General features: G+C 73.7%; 15 protein-coding genes. 6 read left to right on the forward strand and 9 right to left on the reverse strand.

Features of this window, described 5'->3' with window-relative positions; genetic code table 11:
* Positions 1-192: 192 nt before the first annotated feature.
* Complete coding sequence (locus ACIQ6Y_RS07445) at positions 193-468, reverse strand: DUF397 domain-containing protein (protein ID WP_404034132.1); 276 nt, start codon at positions 466-468, stop codon at positions 193-195.
* A complete protein-coding gene (locus tag ACIQ6Y_RS07450; protein ID WP_404034134.1) occupies positions 469-1329 on the reverse strand; it encodes a helix-turn-helix transcriptional regulator in 861 nt (286 codons plus the stop codon).
* Between the two features lie 288 nt (positions 1330-1617).
* Here ACIQ6Y_RS07450 and ACIQ6Y_RS07455 point away from each other — a divergent pair, with 288 nt between their 5' ends.
* From ACIQ6Y_RS07455 to ACIQ6Y_RS07465, 3 genes are all read left to right on the forward strand, one after another.
* Positions 1618-2403 (forward strand): ATP-binding protein, encoded by a 786-nt coding sequence (locus ACIQ6Y_RS07455; protein ID WP_404034136.1) that lies wholly within the window; start codon positions 1618-1620, stop codon positions 2401-2403.
* Positions 2400-2843 (forward strand): hypothetical protein, encoded by a 444-nt coding sequence (locus ACIQ6Y_RS07460; RefSeq protein ID WP_404034138.1) that lies wholly within the window; start codon positions 2400-2402, stop codon positions 2841-2843. Before ACIQ6Y_RS07455 ends, ACIQ6Y_RS07460 begins: the two co-directional genes overlap by 4 nt.
* A 361-nt stretch (positions 2844-3204) precedes the next feature.
* Positions 3205-5067: an ABC transporter ATP-binding protein gene (locus ACIQ6Y_RS07465; RefSeq protein ID WP_404036325.1), complete on the forward strand. Its 1863-nt coding sequence runs from the start codon at positions 3205-3207 to the stop codon at positions 5065-5067.
* Between the two features lie 10 nt (positions 5068-5077).
* On the opposite strand, the gene ACIQ6Y_RS07470 is transcribed toward ACIQ6Y_RS07465, so the two are convergent.
* The 4 genes from ACIQ6Y_RS07470 to ACIQ6Y_RS07485 all read right to left on the reverse strand — a co-directional run bounded on the left by ACIQ6Y_RS07470 (position 5078) and on the right by ACIQ6Y_RS07485 (position 8964).
* A complete protein-coding gene (locus tag ACIQ6Y_RS07470) occupies positions 5078-5251 on the reverse strand; it encodes a hypothetical protein (RefSeq protein ID WP_404034140.1) in 174 nt (57 codons plus the stop codon).
* Positions 5252-5410: 159 nt separating this feature from the next.
* Positions 5411-6100, reverse strand: a complete 690-nt coding sequence (locus tag ACIQ6Y_RS07475; protein ID WP_404034142.1) for a DUF899 domain-containing protein — start codon at positions 6098-6100, stop codon at positions 5411-5413.
* A gap of 67 nt (positions 6101-6167) precedes the next feature.
* Entirely contained in the window at positions 6168-7391 is a 1224-nt protein-coding gene (locus ACIQ6Y_RS07480) for a cytochrome P450 (RefSeq protein ID WP_404034143.1), read from the reverse strand.
* A 220-nt stretch (positions 7392-7611) separates the two neighbouring features.
* Entirely contained in the window at positions 7612-8964 is a 1353-nt protein-coding gene (locus ACIQ6Y_RS07485; protein WP_404034145.1) for an amidohydrolase, read from the reverse strand.
* Between the two features lie 87 nt (positions 8965-9051).
* Here ACIQ6Y_RS07485 and ACIQ6Y_RS07490 point away from each other — a divergent pair, with 87 nt between their 5' ends.
* Positions 9052-10005, forward strand: a complete 954-nt coding sequence (locus ACIQ6Y_RS07490; RefSeq protein WP_404034147.1) for an endonuclease/exonuclease/phosphatase family protein — start codon at positions 9052-9054, stop codon at positions 10003-10005.
* A 230-nt stretch (positions 10006-10235) separates the two neighbouring features.
* On the opposite strand, the gene ACIQ6Y_RS07495 is transcribed toward ACIQ6Y_RS07490, so the two are convergent.
* Positions 10236-12194 (reverse strand): FUSC family protein, encoded by a 1959-nt coding sequence (locus ACIQ6Y_RS07495; RefSeq protein WP_404034149.1) that lies wholly within the window; start codon positions 12192-12194, stop codon positions 10236-10238.
* A gap of 52 nt (positions 12195-12246) precedes the next feature.
* Here ACIQ6Y_RS07495 and ACIQ6Y_RS07500 point away from each other — a divergent pair, with 52 nt between their 5' ends.
* Positions 12247-12375: a hypothetical protein gene (locus tag ACIQ6Y_RS07500; protein WP_404034151.1), complete on the forward strand. Its 129-nt coding sequence runs from the start codon at positions 12247-12249 to the stop codon at positions 12373-12375.
* 210 nt (positions 12376-12585) lie between these two features.
* Here ACIQ6Y_RS07500 and ACIQ6Y_RS07505 read toward each other — a convergent pair whose 3' ends face one another.
* Together ACIQ6Y_RS07505 and ACIQ6Y_RS07510 are read right to left on the reverse strand one after the other, a co-directional pair.
* Complete coding sequence (locus ACIQ6Y_RS07505; RefSeq protein ID WP_404034153.1) at positions 12586-13395, reverse strand: nucleotidyltransferase domain-containing protein; 810 nt, start codon at positions 13393-13395, stop codon at positions 12586-12588.
* Between the two features lie 25 nt (positions 13396-13420).
* Entirely contained in the window at positions 13421-15421 is a 2001-nt protein-coding gene (locus ACIQ6Y_RS07510) for a TIR domain-containing protein (protein WP_404034155.1), read from the reverse strand.
* Positions 15422-15458: 37 nt separating this feature from the next.
* Between ACIQ6Y_RS07510 and ACIQ6Y_RS07515 the strand changes: the two genes are divergently transcribed.
* Entirely contained in the window at positions 15459-16070 is a 612-nt protein-coding gene (locus ACIQ6Y_RS07515) for a hypothetical protein (protein ID WP_404034157.1), read from the forward strand.
* Positions 16071-16150: the final 80 nt, after the last annotated feature.

Below are 16150 nucleotides of genomic sequence, written 5' to 3' on the forward strand. Positions count from 1 at the left end.
CGCCGGGGCGGGGGGGCGGCCGTCCCCGGGTGGGGGGCCCGGGCGGCGCGTTTGGGGGCCTAAGGTTTCCCCCCGCCCCGCCCCCGCCGCCCGGGGGGGGGCGCCCCCCCCCCGGGGCGCCCCCCCCACCGGCGTCTCAGCACAGACTTGAAATCTCGGCACAGACTTAAAAAACGTGCGGCGCAGGGTCGTTCAGGACAGCAGGAAGTCCGCCACCCCCGCCTTGGCGCCCTCGATGAAGGCCGTCATCTCGTCGGAGGTGTAGATCAGCGCCGGCCCGTCGGGGTCGGTGGACTGCCGGACGGCGATCCGGCCGTCCGCGAGCTTCATCGCCTCCAGGCAGTTGCCCCCGTTGCCGCCGCTCCAGGGCTTGTGCCAGCCCTCGCTGCCCAACTCCCTGGCGGGCATGCCGTTGTAGATCCGCTGCCCGCGGATCCGCGGGCAGGACTGGGGGTCGATGCGATCCATTCACAGCTCCTTGCGGAGATCCCGGAGGATCTCCTTCGTGCGATGTGCCGTGGCGGCCTGCGCCGCCATGCGGTCCATGACCTCGAGATGAGTGGCCACCTCGGTGCGCGCGTCGAGATAGACGGCCCCGGTCAGGTACTCGCTGTAGACCATGTCCGGCAGTTCGGGCACGGCGAATCGGAACAGCACGAAGGGCCCGTACGTGCCGGGGTGCGGCCCCGTGGCGAACGGGACGACCTGCAGCGTGACGTTGGGCAGCTTCGCCACCTCGAGCAGTCTGTCGATCTGGGCCCGCATCACCTCCGGCCCGCCGACCGGGCGGCGCAGCACGGTCTCGTCCATCACGGCCCAAAAACGCGGCGCCCCTTCCCGGGTGAGCAGTCCCTGGCGTTGCATGCGCAGGGCCACATGCCGCTCGATGTCGTCGGGCCGGGTCTGCCCGACGGCGCCGGAGAGCATCACCCCGCGCGCGTAGTCCTCGGTCTGCAACAGGCCGGGGACGAAGTGCGGTTCGTAGCTGCGGATGAGGCTCGCGGCCCCCTCCAGGCTGACGTGCATGGAGAACCAGCCCGGCAGGACGTCGTGGAACCGCTGCCACCAGCCGGGCTTGTTGGCCTCCTCGGCCAGCTGCACAAAGGCCTCGGCCTCGTCGTCGGGGACGCCGTAGGCCTTCAGGAGCAGCTGGAGGTACGGGATCTTGAGCGAGACCTCGGCCATCTCCATCCGGCGGACGGTGGCCGGCGCGACACGCAGGACGCGGGCCGCCTCCTCGCGCTTGAGCCCCGCCTGTTCCCGCAGGTCCAGCAGGCGCCGACCGAGGACGACCTGCCCCACCGTCGGCGCGGACCGCGGCTCGCTCACCCTCCACCTCCACCGAAGAATCCCGACAGCCCTGCGGCGCCATCCGAAGACCCGTTCGAAACCTCGGGCGTCATCCTCGATGCCCACCAAAACGGCCCGATCTGGACACTTTCCGTACAGATCAGGCCGGGCCGGACATATCCGGCCGAGGTCTCGGCGATCCCAAGTGGCGCCGCTCGGCGTGCTGTTGCGAGCAGTGTGCCACGGCCTTCCACACCGTCACACAGCACTCTGCAATTTTCAGAGTGACACTTGCCAAGTGTTCACGGCGGGGAGATAGTGGCAAGCGTGATTCCGTCCGCGCCCTTAGGAACAGACGCCGCAACGGGCCCTCTCGGCCTCGGCGCCGCCTCAGGAGCCGGTCCCCTCGGGGACGGGCCCGAGCGCCGGTTCCGTTTCGAGCTGGCCGCACACCCGGGCTCCCCCGCACAGGCCAGACGACTGGCGCGGGCACGGCTGGCCGGGTGGTCGGTGTGCGAGGACACCTGTGACACCGCGGCTCTGGTCATATCCGAGCTCGTCACCAACGCGATCGTGCACACGGCGAGTTCCGTCGTCGTCTGCGAGCTGCGCGACGGCGACGAGCTGCTGCGCATAGCCGTGCGCGACGAGGGCTGCGCCCCCACCGAGCCCCACCCCTGCGCCCAGCGCACGGAGGAGGAACAGGGCAGGGGACTGCTTCTCGTGGAGGCCCTCTGCCGCGCCTGGGGCGCCCAGGAACACGGCACGGGCCTGCTGGTCTGGGTGGACCTGCCGCGCCAAGCCGACGCGGATGCCTTCGGCGACGCAGCGGGCCGGGGCGAGGCGGATGCCTTCGGCGACGCAGCGGGCCGGGGCGAGGCCGAGCCGGGCGACGACGTGGCCTGGGTGGGCATCACCACCGACATCGCCCTCGACACCGGCATCAACGTCGACCTCGACACCGGCATCAACGTCGACCTCGCCATCGACATCGAGGCACCTCGGTGCGACCTCGGCTGGGGTGCGCCCCCGAAGCCCGGTCCGGCTCCGGGCGGCTCCGGCGAGGAGGAAGAGGCCGCCGAGCGCTACGACACCGGGCGGAGGACCGCGTGAGCGCGGCCTCGGGTGCCGGCCGGGTGCTCAGCCTCGACACGCTGGTCCGGCTGGGCCGCGACACACGGTCCGGGCACACGCCCCGGCAGCTGCCCGTCCCCGCGGGCATGACCGCCCCGCTGGGCTGCGACGCGGTCGCGACGCCCGCCCGGCTCGGCCCGCAGCTGATGCCCCGCCTGCCCTGCGTGGGCTGCGTCTACGCCGACGACGCGCACTGGTGGTGGCTGCTGCCCTCCGACTCCGACTACGCCCTCGACTGGCCCGCCCCCGCGCACTACGCCCGCGGCGCCCTCGTCCCCGAGGCCCTCACGACCGGCCGGCCGCGTCTGATCCACCGCCCCGAGGGCACGCTCCCCTACAGCCCGCCGATCCCCCTCTACCTCGCGCTGTGCCGCCTGACGGGGACGACGCCGGCCTGGGCCCGGCCGGTCAGCGCATAGCGCACAGAGCCGCCGCCGGCCTCGACCTCCGCGCTCACGGCCGTACGCGAAAAAGGCCCCGGCCCTCACCGCCGTACGCGACAAAGGCCCGGCCCTCACCGCCGTACGAGAAACCGGCCGCGGCCCTCACAGCCGTACGCCAAAACAGCCCCTGTACAAGAACGCAGCCCGCGCACGCCCGCGCATACCCGCGGAAACTCCTGCGCGCCCTGCCACCACGGCGGTGGCCCCGCGATAGTGGCCCTCCGGCCACGGTCACGGGGAGGCACCGGTGGGGAAGGCGCGGCGGAAACGCCAGGTGGGGCAGGAGGACGTGTCCGAGTCGGAGCGGCTGCTGTTCGGCGGGCCGCTGCGCTACGACATGGGGTGGAACCAGCACGCGGACGCATTCCTGGAGCTGAGCTTCCGGGCCATGATCACCCGGCTGCCCGCGCTGCTCGGCTCCAGTCTGGCCCTGGCCTGGCAGGCCGACCGCCGGGCCGCGCGGATCGTGCTGGCCGCCGAGGCGGGCCGGGGCCTCGCCCAGGCGGTGAACCTGCTCGCGGTGAACGCCGTGCTGGCCCGGCTGATGGCGGGCGGCCCGATCGAGGACCGGCTGCGCGGAGCGGCTCCGGCCCTGGTCACCGTGGCCGCCGTCCTGCTGCTGGGCGCGCTGCTGCGGGCTGCGTCGACGTACGCCACCGGACGGCTGGAGCCGAAGGTGGAGCGGCTGGCCACCGAGCGGTATCTGGAACGGGCGGCGGCCGTGGAGCTGGCCGCGATCGAGGACCACGCCTTCCACAAGCTGCTGGACACCGCCCAGTACGGCGCCTCCTCCTCCCGCCGCATGATCGCCCACGCGACCCGGCTGGTGAACGCGATGATCTCGCTGATCGCGGCGGCGGGCGTGCTGACCGTGCTGCACCCTGCCCTGCTGCCGCTGCTGGTGACGATGACCCTGCCGAGCGCCTGGGGCGCGCTGACCAACGCCCGCCGCCGCTACGAGTCCTTCCACGCCTGGGTGCAGCACGCGCGGGCGGGCTATCTGCTGCAGGGCCTGCTGACGGAACCGGCCGCCGCCCCGGAGATCCGGCTGCACGGCGTGGGCCCGTTCCTGCTGCGGCACTTCCGCGCGATGTCGGAGACCGCGGAGGCCGAGCAGGCCCGCCTCGCACGCCTCGCGGCCCGTACGGGGCTGATCGCGGCGGCGTGGACGGGCCTGGCGACCGTCGCGACGTACGCCACGCTGGGCGGACTGCTGCTGGCCGGGACGATGGCGCTGTCGGTGGCGGGCACGGCCGTGATCGCGATCCGCACCGGCTCGGGCAGCCTGGACAGCCTGGTCCTGGAGGTGAACCAGCTGCACGAGGAGGCGCTGTTCGTGGGCGATCTGCAGCGGCTCTACCGGGAGGCGGCCGAGCGGGCGATCCCGGTCGGCGGGGCCGCGCTGCCGGAGCGCCCGAAGGAGATCAGGTTCGAGAACGTCACCTTCAACTACCCGGGTGACGCGGCCCGCCCCGCCCTCGACGACGTCAGCCTCTCCCTGCCGCTCGGCCGGATCGTCGCGCTAGTCGGCGAGAACGGCTCGGGCAAGACGACCCTGGTCAAGCTGCTCGCCGGGCTGTACATGCCGGACTCGGGCAAGATCCTCTGGGACGGCGTGGACGCGGCGACCGCCGACCGCCGGAAGCTCGCGGAGCGGATCGCGATGGTCGCGCAGGACTTCAAACGCTGGCCGTTCACCGCGAAGGTCAACGTCGGCATCGGGCGCCCGGCCGCACCCCTGACCGAGGAACGCCTGGCGGCCGCGGTCGCGGAGGCGGGCGCCGAGGATGTCGTCGCGGACCTGCCGCGCGGCCTGGACACCCTGCTGGCCCGCAACTTCAGCGGCGGACACGAGCTGTCGGGCGGCCAGTGGCAGCGCCTGGGCATCGCGCGGGCCGCCTACCGGCAGGGCAGCATCCTGATCGTCGACGAGCCGACCGCCGCGCTGGACGCGCGGGCCGAGCTGGAGGTGTTCGAGAAGATCCGGGCCCTGGCCGGGACCGGCCAGACGGTCGTCCTGATCACGCACCGCCTGGCGTCCGTGCGTCACGCGGATCTGGTGCACGTCCTGGCGGAGGGCCGGCTCGTGGAGTCCGGGACCCCGGACGAGCTGCTGGCCTCCGGCGGGATCTACGCGGAGCTGTACGGCCTGCAGGCCGAGCAGTTCAGCACGCGGCTGCCCGCACCGAAGGCGGGCTGACCGACCGGCCTCATTCCCCGCCGTCGCCGCGGACGATCACCAGAAACGTGTCCGTGGCGAGGTCCATCACGACCTCGGCGGGCAGCCCCTCCATACGGCGGGCCTGCGCGAACTCCTCGGCAGGCCAGGAACCACGGGGCCCGCCTGCGGGAAAGCCTTCGAGCACCTTTCGCCCGTTCACCATCCTGCACCTCCACAAAGCGTCGTACTGATATGAGTTAACGCCTGTGAAAGGGGAAAAGCCTCGTTCAGTGACGGGACTGAGACATAGTTGACACTCGTTCAGCGTCGCATGTGAGCCGGGTCTCAGGGACTTCCGCATACGGACCGGGCACGCTTCGTGTCAGTCCTCGTACTCGTCGTGATAGCGGATCCTCTCACTCCCCGCGGGCGCCCCGAAGGCCGACGCGCGCCCCTTCGGTTCCTCCCATTCCTCCTGGCGGCCCAGCGCGGTCAGGTCGAGCAGGCTGGTGGTCGAACCGAGCCCGTCCAGTCCGCGCTCGAAGGCCGAGTAGGTGTGGAACACCCGGTCGAGGTCCCGCAGGAAGCAGCTGATGCCGGGCCGCTCCACCAGCTCCCCCTCCTGCTCCAGGGTCACCTCGAAGTCCTGGTTGAAGTCGCTTTCGTACGACGAGTACCAGGGCACGGTCCAGCCCATCCGTGCCTTGAAGGGCAGAATCCGCGTGTACGGCGCCCGGGACACCGCCGCGAAGGAGGTGTTGCGGGCCTGCAGATGGGCGAGATGCCCGATCTGGTCCAGGAACGCCGAGCAGCTGCGGCAGCCCGCCTCCCAGTCCGGGGCGAACATGAAGTGGTAGACGACGAGTTGGTCCCGCCCCTCGAAGAGGTCGAGGAGGGTGGCCTTTCCGTCGCCGCCCTCGAAGACGTACTCCTCGGCCACCTCGACCATGGGCAGTCTGCGCCGCTCGGCGTTCAGCACGTCCCGCGCGCGCGTCACCACCTTCTCCTTGAGCAGCAGTTCCTCGCGTCGCGCGCGCCACTGAGCCCGCGAGACGATCTCCGGAAGCGACATGGCCCCTCCTGTGCAACGGTCCCGTTCGGGGTGGTGACCGCAGGGAGGGGCGGAACTCATCGCTCGGTCACAAGATTTTTTCCGTACGACGATGAGGCGCGTCCGTCCTGCGCTGCGTCGCGTACGTCACCGGCAGCGCGGCCAGTCCGCGGGCGCGCAGGGACGCACGCCAGCGCGGCTCGGAATCGGGCTCGTCGAGGGCGAGTTCGGGGAAGCGCTCCAGCAGTGCGGCCACCGCGATCTCGGTCTCGGCCCGGGCCAGCGGGGCGCCCAGGCAGTAGTGGATGCCGTGGCCGAGGGCCAGATGGCCGGAGGTGTCGCGGTCGAGGAGGAGCCGGTCGGGCTCGGGGAAGCGGGCGGGGTCGCGGTTGGCGGCGGCGAGGGAGACCAGCACGGTCTCCCCGGCCGGGACGGTGACTTCGCCGAAGGTGACGTCCTCGGTGGTGAAGCGCCGGATGGCGAGCAGGGCCGGGCCTTCGTGGCGGGCGAACTCCTCGACGGCGGCGGGCAGCAGGGCCGGGTCCGCGCGCAGGGCGGCGAGCTGGTCCGGGTGGTTCAGGAGTCCGAGGACCGCGTTGCCGATGAGCTGCACGGTGTTCTCGTAGCCCGCGAAGAGGATGAGGAACGCGAGGGACATCAGCTCGTCCTCGCCGAGCCGGTCGCCCTCCTCGCGGACCGCGATCAGGTCGGAGAGCAGGTCGTCGGCGCGCTCCTTCCGCTTGGCGGCGAGCAGGTCGGTGAAGAAGCCGAGCAGCCCGGCGACGGCCTCCTTGGCGGCCTGCGGGCGGGCCGGGTCCGGCGCGACGAGGCTGTCGGTCCAGACCCGGAAGTCCCGCCTGTGGTCCTCCGGCACACCGAGCAGGTCGCAGATGACGGTGATGGGCAGGGGTGCGGCGTAGGAGGCGACGAGGTCGGTGGTGCCGTGCGGGCCGAGGGCGTCCAGGAGCCGGTCGGCGGTCCGGCGGATCGGAGGGCGCAACTGCTCGACGCGGCGCGGGGTGAAGGCGCGGGCGACCAGCCGGCGGATGCGGGTGTGGTCGGGCGGGTCCATGTTGAGGAGGTTGGCGTCCAGGGCCGGCGGCAGGGCGAACCCCCGGTAGTTGCCGGGCGTCGCATGCCGTTTGTCGAGGGAGAGGCGCGGGTCGGCGAGCGCCCGGCGCGCGTCCTCGTACCGGGTGACGAGCCAGGCGGGGTTGCCGTCGGTGCCGGTGATGCGGTGCACGGGCGCGCTCTCGCGCAGACGGCGGTTGACGTCGTGGGGGCTGGCGATGAGTCCGTCGGCGGGATCCATGGAGGTCAGCCTATGTGTCGTACTGCTGGGCCCATGTGCCGTATGCCTGGGCCCAGGTGCCGCGCTGCCGGGCCCAAGTGCCGTACGTCTCGGCCTAGGTGTCGTACTGCCGAGCCCAAGTGCCGTACGCCTCGACCCATGTGTCGTACTGCCGGGCCCAAGTGCCGTATGCCTCGGCCCATGTGCCGCGCTGCCGGGCCCCAGTTCCATATGCCTCGGCCTATGCGTCGTACTCCTGGATCCTTGTCCCGTGCCCGCGGTCGACGAGGGCGGGCAGTCGTGTGCCCAACTCCCGCACGACGGCCGGGACATCGATGGTCAGCAGCTCGCGGTCGCGCATCAGGACACGGCCGTCGACGATGGTGGTGGTCACGTCCGCCGCGCGGGCGCTGTGCACGAGGGTGGCGGCGAGGTCGTGGACGGGCTGGGTGTGCGGCCCGGTGAGGTCGACGAGGACGATGTCGGCGCGCAGACCGGGTGCGATACGGCCCACCCGGTCGCCCAGTCCGACGGCCTGTGCGCTCTGCAGCGTGGCGTGATGCAGGGCCTGACGGGAGGTCAGCCAGCGCGGGTCGCCCTCGGTGGACTTCTGCACCAGCGCGGTGAGCGCCATCGACTCCCAGACGTCGAGGGAGTTGTTGGAGGCGGCGCCGTCCGTGGCGAGGCCGACGGGGATGCCGAGGGCGCGCAGTGCGCGGACGGGCGTGGTGGTGGGCCAGGCGAACTTCAGATAGCCGCGGGGCGCGCTCGCCACGGCGATCCGGCCGCGGGCCCGCTCCAGGACGGGCAGGTCGCGGTCCAGGATGCCGGTGCCGTGGGCGATGAGCAGCTCGGTCCCGAGCAGGCCGGTGCGCTCCAGGACCTCGATGGGGGTGGCGCCGTGCCGGGCGAGGCTGGTCTCGGCCTGGTCGCGGTTCTCGGCGGCGTGCAGATGCACGGGCAGGCCGTGCTCGTGCGCGAGGGCGGCGGTGGCGGCGAGGTCGTCGTCGGTGACGGTGTAGGGGGCGTGCGGGGCGAGGGCGGTGGTGATCCTGCCGCCCGCGCCGCCGCGGTGCCGCAGCGCGAACTCCAGTGAAGCCTCGCGCCCTTGGGGCTCCTGCGAGGAGAAGTACGCCTGCCCGAGGTGGGCGCGCATCCCGCACTCGGCGACGACGTCGGCGACCGCGTCCATCGCGAAGTAGTGGTCGGCGAAGCAGGTCACGCCGCCGCGGATCATCTCGGCGCAGGCCAGCCGCGCGCCCAGCGCCACGTCCTGCTCGGTGAGGTTGACCTCCACCGGCCAGACGACGTCGTTGAACCACTCCTCGGTCGGCAGGTCCTCGGCGAGACCGCGCAGGGCGACCATCGGGGCGTGCGTGTGGCAGTTGACCAGGCCGGGCATGGCCACCTGGCCGCGCGCGTCGATGCGCTCGGCGGCCGGTACGTCCAGGGCCTCGACGGCATCGGTGACGGCTGCGACGGCCCCGCCCCGTACGACGATCGCGGCGTCCTCGCGGAACCCGATCCGCTCTTGATCGTCGTGCACGAGCACGGTGCATCCGGTGATGATGAGGTCGGCGGGGGTCTGGCTCACCACGCCAACGTAGTCGGACCGGGCGGAGCGTGTGGCTCGCTCGCCGATGTACGCCGGGCCGTGTGGCTCTACCGGAAGGAGCCGGCATTGCTCCTGGGCACCTGGAACCTGGAGAACCTCTACCGGCCAGGGGGGCCGTTCGGGCCCGAGGACAGGGCCGCGTACGACACGAAGCTGGCCGCCCTGGCCGCGGTGATCACGGAGCTGGACCCGGCGCTGCTGGGCGTGCAGGAGGTCGGGGAGCCCGCGGCGCTGGCCGACCTGGTCACGACGGTGGGCGGCGACTGGCACACCGTACTGTCCGGGCACCCCGACCACCGCGGCATCCGCGTCGGCGTCCTCAGCCGTACGCCGCTGCGGGTGCTGGCCGACACGAAGGCGTTCGCGGCGCGGCTGCGGCCGGTGCAGACGGAGGACAAGGGCGGTACGACGGGCAAGGCCGGGCGTGGTCTGCTGGCCGTGGAGACGGACGGGGACGCGGGCCCGCTGCGGGTGGCGGTGGCGCATCTGAAGTCCAAGCTGCTGACGTATCCGAACAAGCGTTTCCATCCCCTCGACGAGGGCGAGCGGGTCCGCTTCGGCGCCTACGCCCTGTTCCGCCGGGCCGCCGAGGCGGCGGCGCTGCGCGAGCTGGCCGGGCAGCTGCTCGCGGGCGACGGCCGGGTGCGGGACGTGGCGGTGCTCGGCGACCTCAACGACGACGAGCACGCCGCCACCACCCAGCTGCTGCTCGGCCCGCCCGGCTCCGAGCTGGCCACGGCGGGCTTCGACCGGCCCGACCTGGGCGACGCGGAGCGGCTGTGGAACGTGGCCGGGCACATCCCGGCCGACGAACGCTTCTCCCGGGTCCATTCCGGCCGCCGCGAGCTGATCGACCACATCCTGCTCAGCCATCGCCTCATCCACCGCGTGACGACCGCGGGCACCGGCCTGCCGGACGCCGGCCCGCCGCGCCTGCCGTCGGTGGGCGAGGACCCGACACGGCGCCGGGGTGCGGTCGGCTCCGACCATGCGCCGGTGTGGGTGCGGCTTGGTGCGTGAGGGCGCAGGCCTTCATGAGGGCATCTGCCGCAAGGGCGGACCCGGGCGGTCGTACGACGCGCCGAGGCCGGCGCCTCCGGACCCGTCGCCGGGCGGTCGTACGACGCCTAGGCCGGCGCCTCCGGACCCGTCGCCGGGCGGTCGTACGACGCCGAGGCCGGCGCCTCCGGACTCGTCGCCGGGCGGTCGTACGACGCCTAGGCCGGCGCCTCCGGACCCGCCGCGGGACGCTATACGGCCACGGCACGGCACGGTGGCCGACCGGGGACGTCGACGGCGAGGTCGGGAAGCCGTAGCCCGGTCCGCTCCGCGTGGGCCGCGAGACGGTCCAGAAGGTCCCCGACCAGGCGGGTGTGCCGTGGGGTCAGCCGGCCGGTGTCGTCGAGGTGGACGGCGCAGGCGGTCGTGGTGTCGACGAGCCGCTCCAGCAGGGCGGCGGCCTCGTCGGCGCCGTGGGCGTGCCGGGCGAGGGCGGGCAGCTCGGCGGCGGCCAGGGCGATGGCGGCACGGGCCTCGGCGAGCGTGCGGTAGGCCTCGCGGCGCAGGACCCAGCGCCGGGCGCGGTCGTCGGAGCCGCTCATCACCTGCGCGAGGTAGCGCCGCGCGGCGCCGGCGGCCGCGGCGAGCCGTGCATGTACGCCACCGCCCCGCTGCCCCGGCACCGGGAGATGACCCACGACGAGGACGATCACGCAGGCCAGCAGCGTCTCACCGATCCGGCCCACGGAGGCCTGCGGTTCGCCGCCCACCATGACCAGGGCGAGCACCAGCACGGTCACGACAGCGGTCTGCGCGGCGAAATGCCGGGTGGCGACGGGAATGAGCGCCCCGCACACGGCCACAACGGCGACGAGCCCCGCGGGCCGCGGCAGTACGGCGGCGAGGCCGGCGAAGACCAGCGCCCCGAGCACGGTCCCCGCGGCCCGGCACAGCACCCGGGAGACCAGCGGGCCCAGGTCCGGCTTGACGAGGAAGACGGCGGTGGCGGGCAGCCAGTACCAGTGGGTGTGCGACCCGTACCACTGGGCGTGGTGCAGCCACTGCGCCACGGCGGCACTGCCCCCGAACGCCAACCCCGCCCGGAACCCGTACTCCCGCCCGCCGGCCCCGAATGCCGTACGCAGCAGCTCTCGGGCTCCGCGCCGACGCGTGTGAAGATCCCCGCCGTCCCCCTGGTCGAAGGCCTCGGCGGCCTTCAGCAGCGCGTCGTCGAGCGCCCGCAGCGCAGGCCCGGCCCTGCGGGGCGCGGGCAACGGCCCGCTGTGCCCACCCTCACGCACCACCCTGGCCAACCGCCGCAAGGCCGCCCCGGCGCGCCCGGCCCCCGCGACCCCGACAGCACCTTCCCGGGACCGCCCACCGAGGGCGCCGCCCCCAGCCGAAACCTCCCGATACGGCCCGCTGACGCCCTGCCCGGACCGCACGCCACCGGCCACGCAGGCCGACCCGGGGACGCCCTTCGAGGGCCAGGCCTCCGCGGCCCCGGCCTCCGCCGACCACCTGCCATCGGCTTCCCCGGACCACCCACCGACGCTCTCCCCAGACCGGACCGCCTCGGCCGTGGCCTCCCCAGACCGCCCACTGACGTCCTCCCGGGACCAGGCCGACGCGCCCCCGCCCTCCCCCGACCAGGCCAACGCCGTCGCCGCCTCCGCGAGCGGCAGAGCCGCGGCGTACTGGGCGTGCAGCCGGCGCTCGGCCGTGGAGGTCGCGCCCCTTCGGAGCCGGGGTCCGCCGAGGGCGTCCTGGGCCTGGTCGAGGGCGGCGGTGAGGGCGGCTCGGCGGGGCACGGCGGCGTCGGTCCCTGCGGCGTCGAGGAGCTCCGCGATGGCGTCGTACACCCGGGCCACGGCCGCCCGCTCCCCGTCGAACCGGAAGTCCCCGGCGAGGGCCCCCGGCCCGGGCACCACGACCCGCAGCAGCAACAGCCAACCGGCCCCGCCGCCGAAGGCGACCGCCCCGAGCCATCCCGGCTCGCCGAGCGGCATCCCGGCCCCGACCGCCGCGGCGACCAGCACCTGCGTACCCGCGGAGGAGGCCACGGGCCCCACGGCACTGACGCACCCGGCGAGCACCCCGAGCACCAGCAACCCGGCGCTCAGCACTAAGGCCCCCGCATGCTGCCCGGCGTACACCCCGGCCCCGAGCCCGAACGCCCCCGCCAGCGCGGGCACCCCGATCCGCTTCACCGCCGAACGCCGGCTCCCGGGACGGTCGTTGATCCCGGCCAACATCGCACCGATGGCCGCGACGACCCCGAGCGACACCCGCCCGACGACCAACGCCCCCACCACCAACGGCCCCGCCGCCGACACACCACGCCCCACCGCCCCCCAGGGCACAGGCCCCCGCTGGGCCCGCAGAGCATGAGCGATCCAGGGCGGAAGAACGAGGTTGCGCAACACGGGGCTCCTGTCCGTACGAGGGCGGGGTGCATCTCGGACGACGGTGGCCGGGCTGTGAGCTGTGGGCCCCAGAGTAGTGCGCCTTCTTGGAAACGAAGGCACCAGCGTGTTTCCTGGATGTGAACGATGGCCGGGAAGTCGTTTTCTTTATGAACGCAATGGCAGTGACGCCATGTCAGTCCCCCGCCATGTCCACCGCGTCCCGGCACACCCGCTCCGCTTCACCGACCGCCGCGATCAGCCGGTCGGCATCGGGGCGGAGGCCCGCGACGACATGGTCGAGGCCGCGCAGCCCGGCCCGCTCCAGCAGCCGCTTCTCGTTGGTCACCCACTCCCCGCGCGCGGCCAGCACGGCATGCGCGGCCTGCGTCGCAGCCACGGCGACGGCGCCGGCGACCTCGGTCAGACGGCCCGCGGGGGCGTGGTTGGCCTTGGCGTAGCCGAGGGTGGCCAGGGCGGTGCCGTGCCAGCGTTCGGCAGCGGCGGCCCGCAGTTTCTCGGGGTACCCCACCGGCCCCGCCACCTCCCCCCACAACACCCGATTGATCGCCAGCTCCGCCACCACCAGATAGCTCGGGATGCCGGCCAGGTGGAACAGCAGCGGCTCCACCCGGAACCGCCCCTCCTCCGCCTCCGCGAGTTCGTGTTCGACCACGTCGAGGTCGCGGTAGTGCACGTCCACGCGGCGGTCGTCGATGGTGAGCCAGGCGCCGCCGTTGAAGACGCCGCCACCCCAGGCGCCGAGTTCGGAGACCTCGCCCTCCCAGCCGAGGGCGCGCAGGCCGGCCGGGTCGAAGGGGCCGCGGTAGTAGACGGCGAGGTCCCAGTCGCTGTCGGGGCGGTGGGTGCCCTGGGCGCGGGAGCCACCGAGGGCGACGGCGTGGACGGTGGGGAGGGTGGCGAGGCGTTCGGTCACCGTGTGCAGGAAGGCGGCGTCCTCGGTGGTCAGGCCTTCGAGTTCGGGGGCGGCGCGGCCTGCGGGCATGTGTTCCTCCAGGGCTGGGCGGTGGCTAGCCGGCCGTCTCCACCCCGAAGTCGGCCCCGGAGATGTCCCCGAGCCCGGTCACGATCCGCCGCAACGGCTCGCGCAGGGCGGCGAGTTCGCCGCGCATGGCGTCCGACTCGGCCCAGGACGTCTCGTGGTCGAAGGGCGCGACGCCCTCGGGGCGACGGGCCTCGTGGGCGGCGAGGCGGGGGTGCCAGGCGGCGGTGAAGGGGCGGATGACGTCGTTGACGAGGGTGTAGGCGAGGTCCTGGACCGTCGGCGAGCCGGTCGCCGAGCCCGGCTCCAGGCGGATGCTGTACGTGCGCAGTGTGGCGCGCGTGAAGTCGATCAGCGACTTCAGCGAGGTGAGGGCCTCCCGCAGACTGCCGGTGCCCGGCGCGAGTTCCTGCACGCCGATGCGGGTGACGAGTTCGACCTGGAGGTCGAAGGCGGCCATCCGCTCCGACTCGCTGGGCGCTGCCATGGGGGCCTCCCTCCGGCTACCGGGGAAGGCCAGCGTAACCGGGCCGGCGCGCTCGTCGTCCAGCGTCCGCAGCGCGGCCCGGCGCAGCGCCTCGGTGCGGGCGGGGGCCGGGTCGTGGTGGTACCAGGCGTGCAGGGTCACGGGGTGCGGCTGCCAGCCCGCGTCGGTGTCGGCGGCCGTACCGTCGCGCAGGCCGCCGTCGGGACGGCTGGGCACGGCCGTGGGTGCGGGCGCGAGCCGACTGCGGCCGTCGTCGGGACGGCTGGGCACGACCGCGGGTGCGAGCAGGCTGCGCACATGCAGTTCCGCGATGCCGTTCGCGGCGCGGCGCCGGGCCACCGCGCGCGGCACACGGTCGGCGGTGGCCAGCACGCGCGCCGTGTCCTCGGCGGTGACGGGCAGCGGGTGCAGGGCGGCGGCGCAGCGCAGCACGTCGGCGGCGTCCTCGCCGGTCACGTCGTGCACGAGACGTGCCGTGACCTCCTCCCCCGCCAGCGTGTCGAGCAGCGATCTGCCGCGCGCGTGCAGCCGGTCGTACAGCGTGTGCGGCCGATGACCGGCCCGCACCTCGCGGCCCAGCAGCGCCAGCGCGAGCGGATGCCCGCCCACCGCCTCGGCCAGCGCCTCGTCACCGGCCAGCTCACGGGCGTGCCGGGCGTCGAGCGGCCCCAGGTCGACGGCCGCGCCCAGCACGTCGTAGGCCCTGCTGCGCAGCGTGAACAGGGTGTGGGCCAGCGGATGGGGCGGGGTCAGGTCCGCGACGGCCCGTGGCCCGAGGCGGCCCGCGGGGAGGGAGTCGACGATCCACAGGAACGGTTCACCGATGCCCTCCAGACCCTCGTACGACCGTCCGATGCCGAGGGCGCGCAGCGAGTCGTCGTACGCCTCGCCGTCCACCCGGAAGACCCCGCCCGGATACGCGGCCTCGAAGCGGACGGCGTACTCCTGCGCGAGGGCCGTCTTGCCGATGCCCGCCATGCCCCGGATCTGCGCCGCGCGGGCCACGGCCCGGCCGGTGACCAGGGGCGCGGAGTGGGCGTGCAGGGCGGAGTGCACCTGCCACAGCTCCGGCAGCCGGCCCAGGAAGCCGGCGGGTCCGCGCAGGCCCGTCCGGTGCTCCCGGATCGTCATGGGCCCCTCCAGCCGGGCCACATGGGCGCGTACGTCGGCCACGAGCGCGGCGAGGTCATGGGCCGGGGCGTGGCGGGCGTCGCGCAGCTCGACCGGGTGGATGTGCCCGGTCGTCGGCTCCGGGTTGACGACCATGACCCGGCGGCGCGGGTCGCCCTCCCCCAGCCCGGCCAGGTAGGCCGTGGTCAGCTCCCACTGACAAGCCTCCCGTTCGGGGTAGGCCGTGGAGTAGTACGCCAGGAGCGCTCTGGAGCGGGCCAGTTCGCGGCGGATGGTGTCGCTGATCCCGGCGAAGGAGGCCACACCGCTCTCGTCCGTGAACACCGCCAGACCGCCCTCGCGCAGCGCACGCGCCAGCGGACGGACCTGCTCCACATCACCGCGGCTGTAGCTGAGGAAGACGTCCCACACGGCGACTTACCCTACTGTGGACGTGGGGAGGGCGATCATGGGACACAGTCAGCGCAGGCGACGCCGGGCGAGCGGCCCGTCGCAGATCACGGCCACGCTCGCGATTCCGTTCGTCGGCGAGATCTCCGGCACCTGGCAGCCGGCCGACGCCGAGCGCAGTGCCGCCTGGGAGCTGTACCTGGAGCTGGTGACCCGCGTGTCGGTCGAGGAGCTCGACCCGGAGGAGGGCTTCCTGCGCGAGGCGCTGTCGTCGCTGTACACCTTCTTCAACACCACCCGCGAGATCCTGCGCCGCTACGGCCCGGACGTGGCGCCTCCGCTCGCGCCGGGCCACGTCAGCTTCGGTGTCCTCGCGGTCACGGTCCTCAACCGCGTACTGCGCCCGCTGCTCGCCTCCTGGCATCCCCGGCTGACCGCGTACGAGTCCCAGCGGCCCGAGGAGTGCGACCCGGTGGCCTGGGAGCGGGGCTGGGAGCACGCGCCGGCGCTGCGCGCCCAGCTCGCGGAGGTGCGGCGGACCCTGGTCTCGCTGGCCCGCACGCTCCAGGAGGTGGCCGGTGTCAGCGACCTGATCGACCTTCCGGCACCGCGCTCGCCCGGACTGGGGCCGATTGGCGCACCCCCCCCCGGCGTTTCGGAGGGGCCCTGAAGGCGGTGCCGCAAGCTGCCTGAGGGCGGGGCGGCGCAGGAAAACCGGGTGCGGCCGGCGGCCGTGATCGGGGACGATCG

This window comes from Streptomyces sp. NPDC096205, assembly GCF_044763135.1.
GTDB lineage: Bacteria > Actinomycetota > Actinomycetes > Streptomycetales > Streptomycetaceae > Streptomyces.